The organism is Siccibacter colletis (assembly GCF_025914095.1).
Lineage (GTDB): Bacteria > Pseudomonadota > Gammaproteobacteria > Enterobacterales > Enterobacteriaceae > Siccibacter > Siccibacter colletis.
On record NZ_CP074352.1, the window covers coordinates 3993794 to 4009785 of the forward strand.

The 15992-nt window shown below is 56.2% G+C and carries 12 protein-coding genes; 4 read left to right on the plus strand and 8 right to left on the minus strand.

Annotation, left to right across the window (positions count from 1 at the left end; all coding sequences use genetic code 11):
* Positions 1 to 60 precede the first annotated feature (60 nt).
* The 4 genes from wzzE to trxA form a co-directional block, all read right to left on the minus strand.
* Positions 61 to 1107, minus strand: a complete 1047-nt coding sequence (gene wzzE / locus KFZ77_RS19090) for an ECA polysaccharide chain length modulation protein (RefSeq protein WP_031523771.1) — start codon at positions 1105 to 1107, stop codon at positions 61 to 63.
* 14 nt (positions 1108 to 1121) lie between these two features.
* Positions 1122 to 2225 carry a UDP-N-acetylglucosamine--undecaprenyl-phosphate N-acetylglucosaminephosphotransferase gene (gene wecA / locus KFZ77_RS19095; RefSeq protein ID WP_031523772.1) on the minus strand — a complete coding sequence of 368 codons (1104 nt, stop codon included), beginning with the start codon at positions 2223 to 2225 and terminating at the stop codon, positions 1122 to 1124.
* Positions 2226 to 2471: 246 nt separating this feature from the next.
* Entirely contained in the window at positions 2472 to 3731 is a 1260-nt protein-coding gene (gene rho, locus KFZ77_RS19100; protein ID WP_023479599.1) for a transcription termination factor Rho, read from the minus strand.
* 348 nt (positions 3732 to 4079) lie between these two features.
* Complete coding sequence (gene trxA, locus KFZ77_RS19105) at positions 4080 to 4409, minus strand: thioredoxin TrxA (RefSeq protein ID WP_006179218.1); 330 nt, start codon at positions 4407 to 4409, stop codon at positions 4080 to 4082.
* Positions 4410 to 4611: 202 nt separating this feature from the next.
* Here trxA and rhlB point away from each other — a divergent pair, with 202 nt between their 5' ends.
* Both rhlB and gppA read left to right on the plus strand, forming a co-directional pair.
* Complete coding sequence (gene rhlB / locus KFZ77_RS19110) at positions 4612 to 5880, plus strand: ATP-dependent RNA helicase RhlB (protein ID WP_031523777.1); 1269 nt, start codon at positions 4612 to 4614, stop codon at positions 5878 to 5880.
* 8 nt (positions 5881 to 5888) lie between these two features.
* Positions 5889 to 7373: a guanosine-5'-triphosphate,3'-diphosphate diphosphatase gene (gene gppA / locus KFZ77_RS19115; RefSeq protein ID WP_264385081.1), complete on the plus strand. Its 1485-nt coding sequence runs from the start codon at positions 5889 to 5891 to the stop codon at positions 7371 to 7373.
* A 55-nt stretch (positions 7374 to 7428) separates the two neighbouring features.
* Here the strand turns inward: gppA and rep are convergent, their stop codons facing one another.
* Entirely contained in the window at positions 7429 to 9456 is a 2028-nt protein-coding gene (rep, locus tag KFZ77_RS19120) for a DNA helicase Rep (RefSeq protein WP_031523781.1), read from the minus strand.
* 118 nt (positions 9457 to 9574) lie between these two features.
* Between rep and ppiC the strand changes: the two genes are divergently transcribed.
* Positions 9575 to 9856: a peptidylprolyl isomerase PpiC gene (gene ppiC, locus KFZ77_RS19125; RefSeq protein WP_031523783.1), complete on the plus strand. Its 282-nt coding sequence runs from the start codon at positions 9575 to 9577 to the stop codon at positions 9854 to 9856.
* 106 nt (positions 9857 to 9962) lie between these two features.
* Here the strand turns inward: ppiC and ilvC are convergent, their stop codons facing one another.
* On the minus strand, positions 9963 to 11438 hold the full coding sequence (gene ilvC, locus KFZ77_RS19130) for a ketol-acid reductoisomerase (protein ID WP_031523785.1): 1476 nt from the start codon (positions 11436 to 11438) through the stop codon (positions 9963 to 9965).
* Positions 11439 to 11599: 161 nt separating this feature from the next.
* On the opposite strand from ilvC, the gene ilvY reads away from it, so the two are divergent.
* The gene (gene ilvY, locus KFZ77_RS19135; RefSeq protein ID WP_031523786.1) at positions 11600 to 12502 is read left to right on the plus strand and encodes an HTH-type transcriptional activator IlvY; all 903 of its coding nucleotides are present in this window, start codon (positions 11600 to 11602) and stop codon (positions 12500 to 12502) included.
* Positions 12503 to 12538: 36 nt separating this feature from the next.
* Here ilvY and ilvA read toward each other — a convergent pair whose 3' ends face one another.
* Both ilvA and ilvD read right to left on the minus strand, forming a co-directional pair.
* Entirely contained in the window at positions 12539 to 14080 is a 1542-nt protein-coding gene (ilvA, locus tag KFZ77_RS19140; protein WP_264385082.1) for a threonine ammonia-lyase, biosynthetic, read from the minus strand.
* A 2-nt stretch (positions 14081 to 14082) separates the two neighbouring features.
* Positions 14083 to 15933 (minus strand): dihydroxy-acid dehydratase, encoded by a 1851-nt coding sequence (gene ilvD / locus KFZ77_RS19145; protein ID WP_264385083.1) that lies wholly within the window; start codon positions 15931 to 15933, stop codon positions 14083 to 14085.
* Positions 15934 to 15992: the final 59 nt, after the last annotated feature.

The window sequence follows — 15992 nt, forward strand, 5'->3', positions numbered from 1 at the left end:
GTTTCTCTTTAGTTAGATGATGAAGGCAGGCGCTCCCGCCTTCATCTTAAGACAGCGTTGTTACGCAGGTCGCCGGCGAGTCAGCGCTACACCAGCACCAATCAGCGCCCCGACTGTTCCCCACATAATCATCAGGAAAGCCCGGCGGGGACTGTCGCGTTTAACCGGTTCTTCCGGTGTACGCAGATAACGGTAGGTCTGAAAACGGGGATCGAGCGTAGGTCCGACGTTGAGCGTCGAAAGCATCGCGCGATTTTGATCGTAATCGATATCGAAAGATGGGCCGACAGCCTGAAGATTTTCCAGACGTGCCTGCAGCAGCGGACGGCCCAGCATAAAGAGTTCCGAATCCGGCAGTTCTTCCGCAGGGGTGTCAGTCGCGCTACGGGAAATATTTTGCTGCTCGGCGATTTTTAGCCCCTGCTGGATGCTGTGCACTTTACGATCGTAGATCGCCTTTGCCACCGCCTCCTGGCGTTTAACCTGCGCTTTCATCTGGATAGTACGGGCAGCCCAGGCACCTTTCAGCTCATCATTAAGATGGTTAGCGGCACGTTCGCTGGCGAATGCGACGTATTGTCGTAGCAGGTTATTAGCGTCAGCGGCAGTTTCTGCAATCAGCCTGACGTTGTCATTCATGCTGCGCGTTACGTCACCTGGAGTGAACTGAATATTATCAATCAGCTCATCAAGCAGCGCGGCATCCGCCTTATTGTTCCCGACTTTGCGTTGTTTGTAGTAATCAGTTTGCGACCAGAAATCGCGGCGAGTGTCCCACGCTGAGAGCTGCATGATGAATTCTTTATACGCTTCATCCATGACCGAAGGCTGATCGATGGGCGCCAGCTCTGCTTTAACGTCAAGATTGCGCAGGAACTGCTGCTGCGAATAGTAACCGCCCAGCATGTTCACCGTTGGGCGATCGGTAATTGCAGTTGAACTCCACTCCTGCTTCGCGAGGAAGGTGTAAACGAGCGCAATTAATGCAAACAGCACGGCAACACCTGCTATCCAGAACTTTCCTGCCCACAACGTGCGAAACAAGCCTCGAATATCCAGTTCGTTATCTACTGCAGCCGGTTGTGCGCCTGGCAATTGTTGTTTCATCACTTCCCCAGGTGTTATTTGGTTAAGGTTGGTTTTTTAGTGCTGTTACGGCGCATGCGGCGTTTTACGCGTTTGATGAAACGAGCCACTTTCCATGCACGCTTGATGCACCAGCCATACAGCAGAAAAGCTAGCAAGAACAGTGCCAACATTACCCATTCCGGCACAACTCCTGAATATTCTGCCGCCACGCCAATTCCTGCAAGAATAGCGGCAGCGAGCGTAATTAACACAAAAGCCTGTCGAGACGTGAATCCGGCTCGCATAATCAAGTGATGGATATGCTGACGGTCAGGGGAGAAGGGGCTCATTCCTTTACGCAGACGACGATACATGATGGCGATCATGTCCATCAGCGGAATGGCGATAAGCCATAGCGCCGTGACCGGGCTGATGGGATGCGTTTTACCCTGGGTAGTTTCGAGCAGGATCCAGATGACGGTAAAGCCGATGAGCGTACTGCCGGCATCACCCATAAAGACTTTATAGCGCCGCCCGAGCGCGCCGAGATTCAGGAGGATATAAGGAAGAATGGCGGCAATCATGGCAAAGCTCCACATTGACAGGCTTTGCTGCCCGTCAAACCAGAGGATCATGCCCATCGCGCCGAAGGTAACGCAGGAAAGCCCCCCTAACAGGCCATCGATACCATCCACCATGTTGAAAGCGTTGATAGCGGCCCACACGGCAAACAGCGTCAGGAAGTAACCGAACGGGCCTAATACCATCTCCCATGGGCCAAGAATATAGCCGAGGCTTTTCAGGTATAGCCCACCCACCGCCATCATGACGACGCCGATCCCGGCCTGTACCGTTGCGCGAATTTTCACGCTGATGTCGTAGCGATCGTCCAGCGCGCCGACAAGCACCAGCACACCGGCACACATCAGATAAAGTGTGGCGTGGGGAATATAGTAGTCGGCAATAGCAAAGGTGAAGCAAATACCGGCAAAAACGGAGATCCCACCGACCAGCGGAATAAGGCCCTGATGACGTTTTCTGAAATTTGGTTTATCGACTAAACCAATTCTTTTTGCCACTTTACGGGCGAAAAAAAGAAACAGGGTTGTGAACAGAAAGATACCAATTAACTCAGTACCAGCAGTGAGTAAATTCACAATGCGCGCTCTCTGGAAAAGGTATGTCCCGGTGAAGTATAACTATGAAGCCCTTCTTCCAGAAGGGTCATCATCTCTCATCCATGAACAGTTTGTTTATCATTCAATCAATTAGAAGTAACAAAAATTCTGTTACCTGGCAGTCCATCGCCATAATGCCGAAACCGTACTGCCTCAGATCTATAGCGTATATTCTAAAACGAAAAACGCCACGTCAAAGCGTGGCGTTCCCCGAGTTTCTTTATATTACGAGCGTTTCATCATGTCAAAAAACTCGTCGTTGGTCTTGGTCATGGCCAACTTATTAATAAGGAACTCCATCGCGTCGATTTCACCCATTGGATGAATGATTTTGCGCAGGATCCACATTTTCTGCAGCTCTTCCTGAGTGGTGAGCAGCTCTTCTTTACGGGTACCGGAACGGTTGTAGTCGATAGCCGGGAAGACGCGTTTTTCTGCGATTTTACGCGAGAGGTGAAGCTCCATGTTACCGGTGCCTTTAAACTCTTCGTAGATCACTTCGTCCATCTTAGAACCGGTATCAATCAGCGCTGTCGCGATGATGGTCAGGCTACCGCCCTCTTCGACGTTACGTGCCGCACCGAAGAAGCGTTTCGGACGATGCAGGGCGTTGGCGTCCACACCACCGGTCAGGACTTTACCGGAGGCCGGTACCACGGTGTTGTAGGCACGCGCCAGACGCGTGATGGAGTCGAGCAGAATGATAACGTCTTTTTTGTGCTCAACCAGGCGCTTGGCCTTCTCGATCACCATCTCAGCAACCTGAACGTGGCGGGAAGCCGGCTCGTCAAAGGTAGACGCAACCACTTCGCCCTTCACCAGACGCTGCATCTCGGTAACTTCTTCCGGACGTTCGTCGATCAGCAACACCATCAGCACGCAGTCCGGATGGTTGTAAGCGATGCTCTGCGCGATGTTCTGCAGCAGCATCGTTTTACCCGCTTTTGGCGGCGCGACAATGAGACCACGCTGACCACGACCGATCGGCGATGCCAGATCCAGAACGCGAGCCGTCAGGTCTTCTGTTGAACCGTTACCACGTTCCATACGCAGACGTGAGTTTGCGTGCAGCGGGGTTAGGTTTTCGAACAGAATCTTGTTACGCGCGTTCTCAGGTTTGTCGTAGTTAACTTCATTAACTTTCAGCAGCGCAAAATAACGTTCGCCTTCTTTAGGCGGGCGAATCTTACCGGAGATAGTGTCCCCTGTGCGGAGGTTGAAGCGGCGGATTTGGCTGGGAGAAACGTAGATGTCGTCGGGACCGGCGAGGTAGGAGCTGTCTGCGGAGCGGAGGAAACCAAATCCATCCTGCAGTATCTCCAGCACACCGTCGCCAAAGATATCTTCGCCACTCTTCGCGTGCTGCTTCAGGATGGCAAAAATGATGTCCTGTTTGCGCATACGGGCCAGGTTTTCCAGCCCCATATTTTCGCCGAGAGTGATCAGCTCAGAAACCGGCGTATTCTTCAATTCGGTAAGATTCATAATGGTGGGTTCTTTAACTCGGGGTAAATCTCGAACTAATTCATGTGAATGGTATGGCAGGGTCATCCATGCCTGTTTAACGGTCATCTGCTCATGCCTTGCGCTGCCTGGTCATTGGAAAAACGCAGAACTGAAACGACAAAACGGATTGAGTGATGAGCCAGGAATCTTACTTCTGCCTTATCAGCAGAGGCGCTGATGGTATGACGGTAGAAGTCTCGGCTAAAACAAGATTCAAACTACAAGATATGTTTACAACGAAGTCAAAGTTAAGTTAGCACGACTGACGCCGGGCGTCCAGCGGTCCCCATAATTTAGGAACGCTGCACGCACCGACGAGAGAATTACTTACGCCAGGTTAGCGTCCAGGAACTCTTTCAGCTGGCCTTTAGACAGCGCACCGACTTTGGTGGCGGCCACTTCACCGTTTTTGAACAGCAGCAGAGTCGGGATACCGCGAATGCCGTATTTCGGCGCGGTGCCTGGGTTCTGGTCAATGTTCAGCTTGGCAACAGTCAGTTTGCCCTGATATTCATCAGCGATTTCATCCAGAATCGGGGCGATCATTTTGCACGGACCGCACCACTCTGCCCAGAAATCAACGAGAATCAACCCATCAGCTTTAAGTACGTCCGTGTCGAAACTGTCGTCAGTCAGGTGAATAATTTTATCGCTCATATTTAACTCCACAGGAATAAGCCTGGCTTGTTGGTAAAGATAGAGGCTGGTAACCCGTGCACCATCTCGTTACGCCTGCCGTTCTGGTTAAAACAGCAACACGAAACCGCATAATATGGCACAGTCAAACCAACAAAAGGTTGACTTTATTTCAACGGATAAGCTTTCGTAAAGCAATAGTTAGCTGATATTCTACCGCACTATGAGCAAAACACACTTGACTGAACAGAAGTTTGCCGACTTCGCCCTGCACGCAAAAGTTATCGAAGCCCTTGAAAAGAAAGGCTTCCATAACTGCACGCCCATTCAAGCACTGGCGCTTCCGCTGACCCTGGCAGGACGTGACGTTGCGGGGCAGGCGCAAACCGGCACCGGCAAAACGATGGCGTTTTTAACGTCAACGTTTCATTACTTACTCTCTCACCCGGCGGCCGAAGACCGCAAGGTGAACCAACCGCGCGCCCTGATCATGGCGCCAACCCGCGAGCTGGCCGTTCAGATCCACGCTGATGCCGAACCGCTGGCCGAGGCAACCGGCCTGAAAATCGGTCTGGCTTATGGCGGCGACGGCTACGATAAGCAGTTGAAAGTGCTGGAAAGCGGCGTCGATATTCTTATCGGCACCACTGGCCGTCTCATTGATTATACCAAGCAGAACCACATCAACCTTGGCGCAATCCAGGTTGTGGTGCTGGATGAAGCCGACCGCATGTACGATCTCGGCTTTATTAAAGACATTCGCTGGCTGTTCCGTCGTATGCCGCCGGTTACCCAACGTCTGAACATGCTGTTCTCCGCGACGCTCTCTTACCGCGTGCGTGAACTGGCGTTCGAACAGATGAACAACGCCGAATACGTGGAAGTCGAACCGGAGCAAAAAACCGGGCACCGTATTAAAGAAGAGCTGTTCTACCCTTCTAATGAAGAAAAAATGCGCCTGCTGCAGACGCTGATTGAAGAAGAGTGGCCGGACCGCGCGATCGTCTTCGCGAACACTAAGCATCGCTGTGAAGATATCTGGGGCCATCTGGCAGCTGACGGCCATCGCGTAGGTCTGCTGACCGGCGACGTGGCGCAGAAAAAACGCCTGCGTATCCTGGAAGAGTTCACCCGCGGCGATCTCGATATTCTGGTAGCAACTGACGTAGCCGCCCGCGGCCTGCATATCCCGGCAGTAACGCACGTGTTCAACTACGATCTGCCGGACGACTGCGAAGACTACGTGCACCGCATTGGCCGTACTGGCCGTGCCGGGGCAAGCGGTCACTCAATCAGCCTCGCCTGCGAAGAGTATGCGCTTAACCTGCCAGCGATTGAGACCTACATTGGCCACTCAATTCCGGTGAGCAAATACAATCCGGATGCGCTGATGAGCGAGCTACCGCCGCCGAAACGCCTGTCGCGCCCGCCGCGCTCTGGTAATGGCCCGCGCCGTTCAGGACCGCCACGTAACCGTCGCCGCACAGGTTAAAAAACGCTATGCACAGTTCCGCCTCGTTGTACGCCGCTATTGATCTTGGTTCGAATAGTTTTCATATGCTGGTGGTACGCGAAGTGGCTGGCAGCATCCAGACACTGACTCGCATTAAACGCAAAGTGCGTCTGGCCGCCGGGCTGGACCACGAAAACCATCTTTCTCAGGAAGCGATGGAGCGTGGCTGGCAGTGTCTGCGTCTCTTTGCTGAACGTCTTCAGGATATTCCCCCCGCCCACATTCGTGTCGTCGCCACGGCTACGCTGCGTCTCGCCGTAAATGCCGATGTTTTTCTGGAACAGGCACAAACCATCCTTGGCTGCCCGGTTCAGGTCATCAGCGGTGAAGAAGAGGCGCGCCTGATTTATCAGGGCGTCGCCCATACCACCGGTGGTTCCGACAAGCGGCTGGTAGTCGACATCGGCGGAGCCAGTACTGAGCTGGTAACCGGTAACGGCGCGCAGACCACGGCCCTGTTTAGCCTTTCGATGGGCTGCGTCACCTGGCTGGAGCGCTTCTTTACCGATCGTCATCTTGCCCAGGAAAACTTTGCCGCTGCTGAGCAGGCTGCGCGTGATGTTATTCGTCCGGTTGCTGACGAGCTGCGTCGCCACGGCTGGGAAGCGTGCGTGGGGGCGTCAGGAACCGTACAGGCGCTGCAGGAAATCATGATGGCGCAGGGCATGGATGAGCGTATTACGCTTGCCAAGCTACAACAGCTGAAACAGCGCGCTATCCAGTGCGGGCGTCTGGAAGAGCTGGAGATCGAGGGTTTAACCCTTGAGCGCGCGCTGGTTTTCCCCAGCGGCCTGGCTATTCTCATCGCCATTTTTACCGAGCTGGAAATTTCCTGTATGACCCTGGCTGGCGGTGCATTACGTGAAGGGCTGGTCTATGGCATGCTGCACCTGGCGGTAGATCAGGACATTCGTACCCGCACCCTGCGTAATGTTCAGCATCGCTTTATGGTCGACACGCAACAGGCAAATCGCGTTGCCCGACTTGCTTCACAATTTGCTGATAGCGTTGAGCAGCCCTGGGAACTGGACGAATTTAGCTGTGAAATGCTGCAAAACGCCTGTGAACTGCATGAAATGGGGTTGAGCGTTGATTTTAAGCAGGCTCCCGTTCATGCCGCCTGGCTGGTACGTAACCTTGATTTGCCGGGTTTTACGCCCGCGCAGAAAAAGCTGCTGGCAACACTGCTGCTTAACCAGACCAACACCATCGATATTTCATCCCTGCATCAGCAGAATGCAGTGCCGCCGCGCATTGCCGAACGACTCTGCCGCCTGCTGCGTCTGGCGATCCTCTTTTCCAACCGCCGTCGCGACGATACGCTGCCGGTAGTGGATCTGAACGCCGATGGCGACACGCTGCACCTGACGCTGCCCGCAGGCTGGATGGCTGCACACCCGCTGGGTAAAGAGCTGCTGCTACAGGAAACTCTGTGGCAGAGCTACGTTCACTGGCAGTTAGACGTCGAATAAAAAACGGCACGCCGTCCTGGCATGCCGCTTATCACTGTTTCATTCGTTACTTCGGTCAGGCGCTTTTATCGCGCGCCTTCGCCAGCATCGCCCGGATATTGGCAACGTTAGCCTGCCCTTTATGCATTCGCTCCTCGGCCGACACCACTTTGCGTTCGGTTTCCCACTCCAGATCGTCCTGCGGCAGCTCCAGCAGAAAACGGCTCGGCTCCGGACGTACCAGCTCGCCGTACTGACGACGCTCTTTGCACAGCGTGAAGAACAGCTCCTTCTGCGCACGGGTGATGCCCACGTAGGCCAGACGACGCTCTTCCTCAATGTTGTCTTCGTCGATGCTGCTCTGGTGCGGCAACAGCCCCTCTTCCATGCCGACGAGGAAAACATACGGAAACTCCAGGCCTTTTGACGCGTGAAGCGTCATCAGCTGAACCTGATCCAGCTCTTCCTCGTTTTCACCGCGCTCCATCATATCGCGCAGCGTGAAGCGCGTGACCACCTGGGTCAGCGTCATCGGTTCGTCGAGATCGCTGCCTTCCAGCATTTCCGTCATCCAGCTGAACAGCTGATTGACGTTCTTCATACGCATTTCGGCCGCTTTCGGGCTGGGCGACGTTTCGTAGAGCCAGGATTCGTAGTCGATGCCGCGGATCAGATCCCGCACCGCCGCTACCGGCTCACGCTCCGCCAGGCGGGCGATTTCACCCAGCCAGTGGGTGAAGCGCGTCAGGGACTCATAACCCCGTCCGGTCAGCGTCTGGCTCAGCCCCATATCGAAGCTGGCGGCAAACAGACCTTTGTTACGCTGCATCGCCCATTCGCCCAGCTTCTGTAGCGTCGCCGGGCCAATCTCACGTTTCGGCGTATTAACGATGCGCAAAAAGGCGCTGTCGTCATCCGGGTTGGTCAGCACGCGCAGATAGGCGAGCAGATCCTTAATCTCCGGACGCGAGAAGAATGAGGTGCCACCCGAGATACGATACGGGATGCGGTTCTGCATCAGGAATTTTTCAAATACCCGCGACTGGTGGTTGCCGCGGTACAGGATGGCGTAATCCTTGTACTGGGTTTTATTGATGAAATGGTGGGCGATCAGCTCGCCGGTCACGCGCTCCGCCTCGTGCTCTTCGTGATTAGCGGTGAGCACCTTCAGCACTGACCCGTAACCCAGCTCGGAGAACAGCCGTTTTTCGAACACGTGGGGGTTGTTGGCGATCAGGATATTTGCCGCTTTCAGAATGCGGCCAGAGGAGCGGTAGTTTTGCTCCAGCTTGATGACCTGCAGCGCCGGGAAATCCTGGTTGAGCAGCACCAGGTTCTGCGGACGAGCGCCGCGCCAGGAATAAATCGACTGGTCATCATCGCCTACCACGGTAAAGCGCGCCCGGTTACCCACCAGCAGCTTTACCATCTCATACTGGCTGGTGTTGGTATCCTGATATTCGTCCACCAGCAGATAGCGAATGCGGTTCTGCCAGCGCTCGCGCACCTCTTCATTGCGCTGAAGCAGCAGCGTGGGCAGCGCAATCAGATCATCAAAATCGAGCACGTTACAGGCTTTCAGGTGCGCATCGTACAGGCTATAGCAGTGGGCAAAAATGCGGTCGCGCTCGCCTTTCGCCTGCGCGGCGGCCTGTGCCGGCGTCAGCAGATCATTTTTCCAGTTGGAAATGGTCGAAAGCAGCTGCTGGTACAGCACCTTATCGTTTTCAATAATGCCTTCGGTCAGCTCTTTGATCAGCCCCAGCTGGTCGGTGTCGTCAAACAGCGAGAAGTTGGATTTCATCCCGAGCGCGACGAACTCACGCTTAATGATTTCCAGCCCCAGGGTATGGAAAGTAGAGATCATCAGCCCGCGCGCCTCTTTGCGCCCCAGGGTCTGCCCGACACGCTCTTTCATCTCGCGTGCCGCCTTATTGGTAAAGGTGACCGCCGCGATATGACGCGCCTGATAACCGCAGCCGCGGATCAGGTGGGCGATTTTATTGGTGATCACACGGGTTTTACCCGAGCCAGCACCCGCCAGGACCAGGCAGGGTCCGGTGACAAATTCGACGGCTTGTTGTTGGCCAGGATTTAAACGCATAAGGTCGCTCGATGAAGGTCAGAAAATGGCGTGTCCCCCTCAGGCGGTACAGAAGTACGACGGGGAAAAAGAGCGTGGTAGTATAGCCAGCGTAATCCACACCACTCAAGGCACGATCATGGCAAAAACAGCGGCAGCACTGCATATCCTTGTTAAAGAAGAGAAATTGGCACACGACCTTCTGGAGCAAATCAGAAACGGCGGCGACTTCGAGAAGCTGGCGAAAAAGCACTCAATCTGCCCGTCGGGTAAAAAGGGCGGTCATCTGGGCGAATTCAAGCAGGGTGCGATGGTGCCGGCGTTTGATAAAGTAGTGTTCTCCTGCCCGGTGCTGGAGCCGACCGGCCCGCTGCACACCCAGTTCGGTTATCACATCATCAAGGTGCTGTACCGTAACTAATAAAAAGGCCTTCTCTGAGAGAAGGCCTTTTTGTTTCTGGCATCTTCTGACGGGTGGGGTGTATGACCGCAGCCAACACCGCTGCGGGTCAAAAGACGACGGGGAATTATTCCGTAATAGCAATACGCTTCATATCGGTCATATACCCGCGCAGCTTCTGCCCCACTTTCTCGATCTCATGGCGGCGAATGGCATCGTTCACGTCGCGCAACTGGGCGTTATCCACCGCGCCGCTCTCAATGGCTTTGCCCAGATCGCCTGGCTGCAGCGTGGTCATGAACTCTTTCAGCAGCGGTACTGCCGCGTTAGCAAACAGGTAATTACCGTATTCGGCGGTATCGGAAATGACCACGTTCATCTCGTACAGACGCTTACGGGCAATGGTGTTAGCGATCAGCGGCAGCTCGTGCAGCGATTCGTAGTAAGCGGACTCTTCAATAATACCGGCATCCACCATGGTTTCGAACGCCAGCTCAACGCCCGCTTTCACCATCGCGATCATCAGTACGCCTTTATCGAAGTATTCCTGCTCGGTGATTTTGCCGTCATACTGCGCCGCATTCTCAAACGCCGTCTGGCCGGTCTCTTCACGCCAGGTCAGCAGTTTCTTATCGTCATTCGCCCAGTCCGCCATCATACCGGAGGAGAACTCGCCGGAGATGATGTCGTCCATGTGCTTCTGGAACAGCGGTGCCATGATGGTTTTCAGCTGTTCGGAAAGTGCATAAGCGCGCAGTTTCGCCGGGTTAGAGAGGCGGTCCATCATCAGGGTGATACCGCCCTGTTTCAGCGCTTCGGTAATGGTTTCCCAGCCGAACTGGATCAGTTTCTCAGCGTAAGCCGGGTCGGTACCCTCTTCCACCAGCTTGTCGAAGCAGAGCAGGGAACCCGCCTGCAACATGCCGCACAGAATGGTCTGCTCGCCCATCAGGTCAGATTTCACTTCCGCCACGAAAGAGGACTCCAGCACGCCGGCACGATGACCACCGGTTGCGGCAGCCCAGGCTTTGGCAATCGCCATGCCTTCGCCTTTCGGATCGTTCTCCGGGTGTACGGCGATCAGGGTCGGTACGCCAAAGCCGCGCTTGTACTCTTCGCGCACTTCGGTGCCCGGACACTTCGGCGCCACCATTACAACGGTGATGTCTTTACGGATCTGCTCGCCAACTTCAACGATGTTAAAGCCGTGGGAATACCCCAGCGCGGCGCCGTCTTTCATCATCGGCTGAACGGCGCGAACAACGTCAGAGTGCTGTTTGTCCGGCGTCAGGTTAACTACCAGGTCCGCCTGCGGGATCAGCTCTTCATAGGTGCCAACCTTAAAACCGTTATCAGTCGCTTTACGCCAGGAAGCGCGTTTCTCGGCGATGGCCTCTGCGCGCAGGGCATAGGAAACGTCGAGGCCGGAGTCACGCATGTTGAGACCCTGGTTCAGGCCCTGGGCGCCGCAGCCGACGATGACCACTTTTTTGCCTTTGAGATAGCTTGCGCCATCGGCGAATTCGTCGCGGCCCATAAAGCGGCATTTGCCCAGCTGTGCCAGCTGCTGGCGCAGGTTCAACGTATTAAAGTAGTTAGCCATCGCGTACTCCGGGTGTTGTGTTGTCTTTGTTGTTCGGTTCGTAAGCCCTGTCTGTGCTCACGAGAATGACCCCATCATAAGACAGGAAACTCGTTGCTGAAATTGATATATTAACAACGTGGCATTGCAAAAAACGCAACATAAAACCGGAGAACTGCGCCGTGGATTTACGCGATCTGAAAACCTTTCTACATCTGGCGGAGAGCCGCCACTTCGGGCGGAGCGCGCGGGCTATGCACGTCAGCCCGTCGACGCTGTCACGCCAGATCCAGCGGCTGGAAGAAGATCTCGGCCAGACGCTGTTCGTGCGCGATAACCGCACCGTAACACTGACGGAGGCCGGAGAGCAGCTGCGCCAGTTTGCTCAGCATACGCTGCTGCAGTATCAGCAGATGCGTCACACCCTTGGGCAACAAGGCCCCTCCCTGACCGGGGAGCTGCGCCTGTTTTGTTCGGTGACAGCGGCCTACAGCCACCTGCCGCCGATACTGGACCGTTTTCGCGCCGAACATCCCTCGGTAGAAATTAAGCTGATTACCGGTGATGCCGCCGATGCGGTGGAGAAAGTGGATTCCGGCGAAGCCGATCTGGCGATTGCCGGTAAACCGGAGAGCCTGCCGCCGGGCATCGGTTTCGCCATGCTGGAGAATCTCGCCGTGGTATTGATTGCGCCAGCGCTGCCCTGCCCGGTGCGCCATCAGGTGACCGAACCGTCGCCCGACTGGGCAAAGGTGCCATTTATCCTGCCGGATCAGGGGCCGGTGCGGCGACGTATCGAACTGTGGTTCCGCCGCCAGAAGCTCAGCAATCCGTCGATCTATGCCACGGTGGGCGGCCACGAAGCGATGGTTTCAATGGTGGCGCTGGGCTGCGGCGTGGCGCTTATCCCTGAAGTGGTGCTGGAGAACAGCCCGGAGCCGGTGCGCAATCGCGTGATGATTCTGGAGCGCAGCGATGAAAAAACGCCGTTTGAACTGGGGGTATGCGTGCAGAAAAAGCAGCTGCATGAGCCGATCGTCAGCGCGTTCTGGAAGATTGTGCAGGAGCGGAAAGAGAGCGCATAACAAAAAAGGGCTTACGCCCTTTTTTGGCTTTGCCAGCTATGCCAGGAAGAAACGAAATGCCGGATTACTGGTTTCGTCGTGGCAGTCATACCCCAGTTCGTTGAGCCGGGTTTCGAAGTCCGGCTCGTGCTCGCCCAGTTCGAACGCGGCTAACACGCGGCCATAGTCGGTACCGTGGCTGCGATAGTGGAACAGCGAGATGTTCCAGTGCGTGCCCAGGGTGTGCAGGAACTTCAACAGCGCACCTGGGGACTCCGGGAACTCGAAGCTGTAAAGCCGCTCGCGCAGCGGGCGCGACGGCCTGCCACCCACCATATAACGCACGTGCAGCTTCGCCATTTCATCATCCGAGAGATCCACGACGCTGTAGCCGCCGTCGTTGAGCAATGCAAGGATCTCCCGGCGCTCCTCAAGGCCGCGGCTCAGGCGCACGCCGACGAAAATACAGGCATCTTTCGCATCGGCGAAACGGTAGTTGAACTCGGTCACCGAGCGACCGCCCAGCAACTGGCAAAACTTCAGGAAGCTGCCCTGCTCTTCCGGGATGGTGACGGCCAGCAAGGCTTCGCGCTGTTCGCCCAGCTCGCAGCGCTCAGAGACGTAGCGCAAGCCGTGGAAATTAACGTTAGCGCCAGAGAGCACGTGCGCCAGCCGCTCACCGCGGATGTTGTGCCGGGCGATGTATTTCTTCATCCCCGCCAGTGCCAGTGCGCCAGACGGCTCTGCTACCGCACGCACATCCTCAAACAGATCTTTCATCGCGGCACAGATAGCATCGCTGTCTACGGTGATGATGTCATCAATGTACTCCCGGCAAACACGGAAGGTTTCTTCCCCGATACGCTTCACCGCCACCCCTTCGGCGAACAGCCCAACACGCGGCAGCTCCACCGGATGCCCGGCATCCAGCGCCGCTTTCAGGCACGCAGACTCTTCGGCTTCGACGGCAATGACTTTGATCTGCGGCATCAGCTGCTTGATCAGCACCGCCACGCCTGCAGCCAGGCCACCGCCGCCCACAGGCACAAAGACGCGATCGAGGTGCGCGTCCTGCTGCAACAGTTCCAGCGCCAGCGTGCCCTGTCCGGCGATCACCGCCGGGTGATCAAATGGTGGCACCCAGGTGAAGCCCTGTTGCTGCGCCAGCTCAACCGCTTTCGCTTTCGCCTCGTCAAAGTTTGCCCCGTGGAGCAATACTTCCCCTCCGAAGCTGCGCACCGCATCAACTTTGATGTCAGCGGTTGCCACCGGCATCACGATCAGCGCTTTGATACCAAGACGCGCAGAAGAGAACGCTACGCCCTGCGCATGGTTTCCCGCCGAGGCAGTGATCACGCCGCGCGCTTTCTGCTCTTCGGTCAGGCCGGCAATCATGGCGTAGGCACCGCGCAGCTTGAAGCTGTGCACCGGCTGGCGATCCTCTCGCTTCACCAGAATGACGTTCTCCAGGCGGGACGAGAGTTTTTCCATTTTTTGCAGAGGGGTGACCTGCACCACCTCGTATACCGGCGCGCGCAGCACGGCGCGCAGGTATTCTGCGCCACCGGGCGCGTCGGGAAGGGGTTGCGGCTCGGCCATACTTAGCCCCCCAGCTTCGATTTATCGCGTACTGCGCCTTTATCTGCGCTGGTGGCGAGGCTGGCATAGGCGCGCAGCGCAAAGGAAACCTGACGCTCACGCGCTTTCGGCGTCCAGGCATCGGCTCCGCGCGCGTCCTGAGCTTCACGGCGGGCCGCCAGCTCCTGGTCGCTCACCTGCAACTGAATCCCACGGTTCGGAATATCAATGGCAATCATGTCGCCATCTTCAATCAGCGCAATGTTACCGCCGCTTGCCGCTTCCGGCGAAACGTGACCAATCGAAAGACCGGATGTGCCGCCGGAGAAGCGACCATCGGTGATCAGCGCGCAGCTTTTGCCCAGCCCCATCGATTTCAGGAAGGTGGTCGGATAGAGCATTTCCTGCATGCCCGGGCCGCCTTTTGGTCCTTCGTAACGGATCACTACTACATCACCCGCCACCACTTTGCCGCCAAGGATTGCCTCGACCGCATCGTCCTGGCTCTCATACACTTTGGCCGGGCCGGTGAACTTAAGAATGCTGTCATCCACGCCAGCGGTTTTTACGATGCAGCCGTTTTCGGCAAAGTTGCCGTACAGCACGGCCAGACCGCCATCTTTACTGTACGCATGCTCCAGCGAGCGAATGCAGCCTTCGGCGCGGTCGGTATCCAGCGAATCCCAGCGGCAATCCTGGGAGAATGCCTGGGTAGTGCGGATGCCCGCCGGGCCGGCGGAGAACATGCTTTTTACCGACTCGTCCTGGGTGAGCATAACGTCGTAGCGCGCCAGTGTTTCCGGCAGCGTCAGGCCCAGTACGGTTTTCACGTCCCGGTTCAGCAAGCCGGCGCGATCCAGCTCGCCAAGGATACCGATAACGCCACCGGCGCGATGCACGTCTTCCATATGGTATTTCTGGGTGCTTGGCGCCACCTTGCACAGCTGCGGCACTTTACGGGAGAGCCTGTCGATATCGCTCATGGTGAAGTCGATTTCGGCTTCTTGCGCGGCAGCCAGCAAATGCAGCACGGTATTGGTCGAGCCACCCATGGCGATATCCAGCGTCATGGCGTTTTCGAAGGCGGCTTTGTTGGCGATATTTCGCGGCAACGCCGAGTCATCGTCCTGCTCATAATAGCGTTTGGTCAGGGCAACGATGCGTTCGCCCGCGCTCAGGAACAGCGATTTACGGTCAGCATGGGTCGCCAGCAGTGAGCCGTTACCCGGCTGTGACAGGCCGAGCGCTTCGGTCAGGCAGTTCATGGAGTTGGCGGTGAACATACCGGAGCAGGAACCACAGGTCGGGCAGGCGGAGCGTTCAATCTGATCGCTCTGCTCGTCGCTGACGTTCGGGTTCGCGCCCTGAATCATCGCATCCACCAGATCCAGTTTGATGATCTGATCGGACAGTTTGGTTTTCCCGGCTTCCATCGGGCCGCCGGAAACGAAAATGACCGGAATGTTGAGGCGCAAAGAGGCCATCAGCATGCCGGGAGTGATTTTGTCGCAGTTGGAGATACAGACCATGGCGTCAGCGCAGTGAGCATTGACCATGTACTCTACAGAGTCGGCAATCAGCTCACGCGATGGCAGCGAGTAAAGCATGCCGCCGTGGCCCATGGCGATACCATCATCCACCGCAATGGTATTGAACTCCTTAGCCACGCCGCCTGCGGCTTCGATCTGCTCAGCCACCAGCTTACCCAGATCGCGCAGATGGACGTGGCCCGGCACGAACTGGGTAAAGGAGTTAACGACAGCGATAATGGGCTTACCAAAGTCGGCGTCGGTCATTCCAGTGGCGCGCCACAGCGCACGGGCTCCCGCCATGTTGCGGCCATGCGTGGTGGTGGCGGAACGGTATTTAGGCATGTCTTTACTCCAGTCTGTCGTTGTGCCGGGCGGTACATTGCCGCCCCGTATCCCTTATC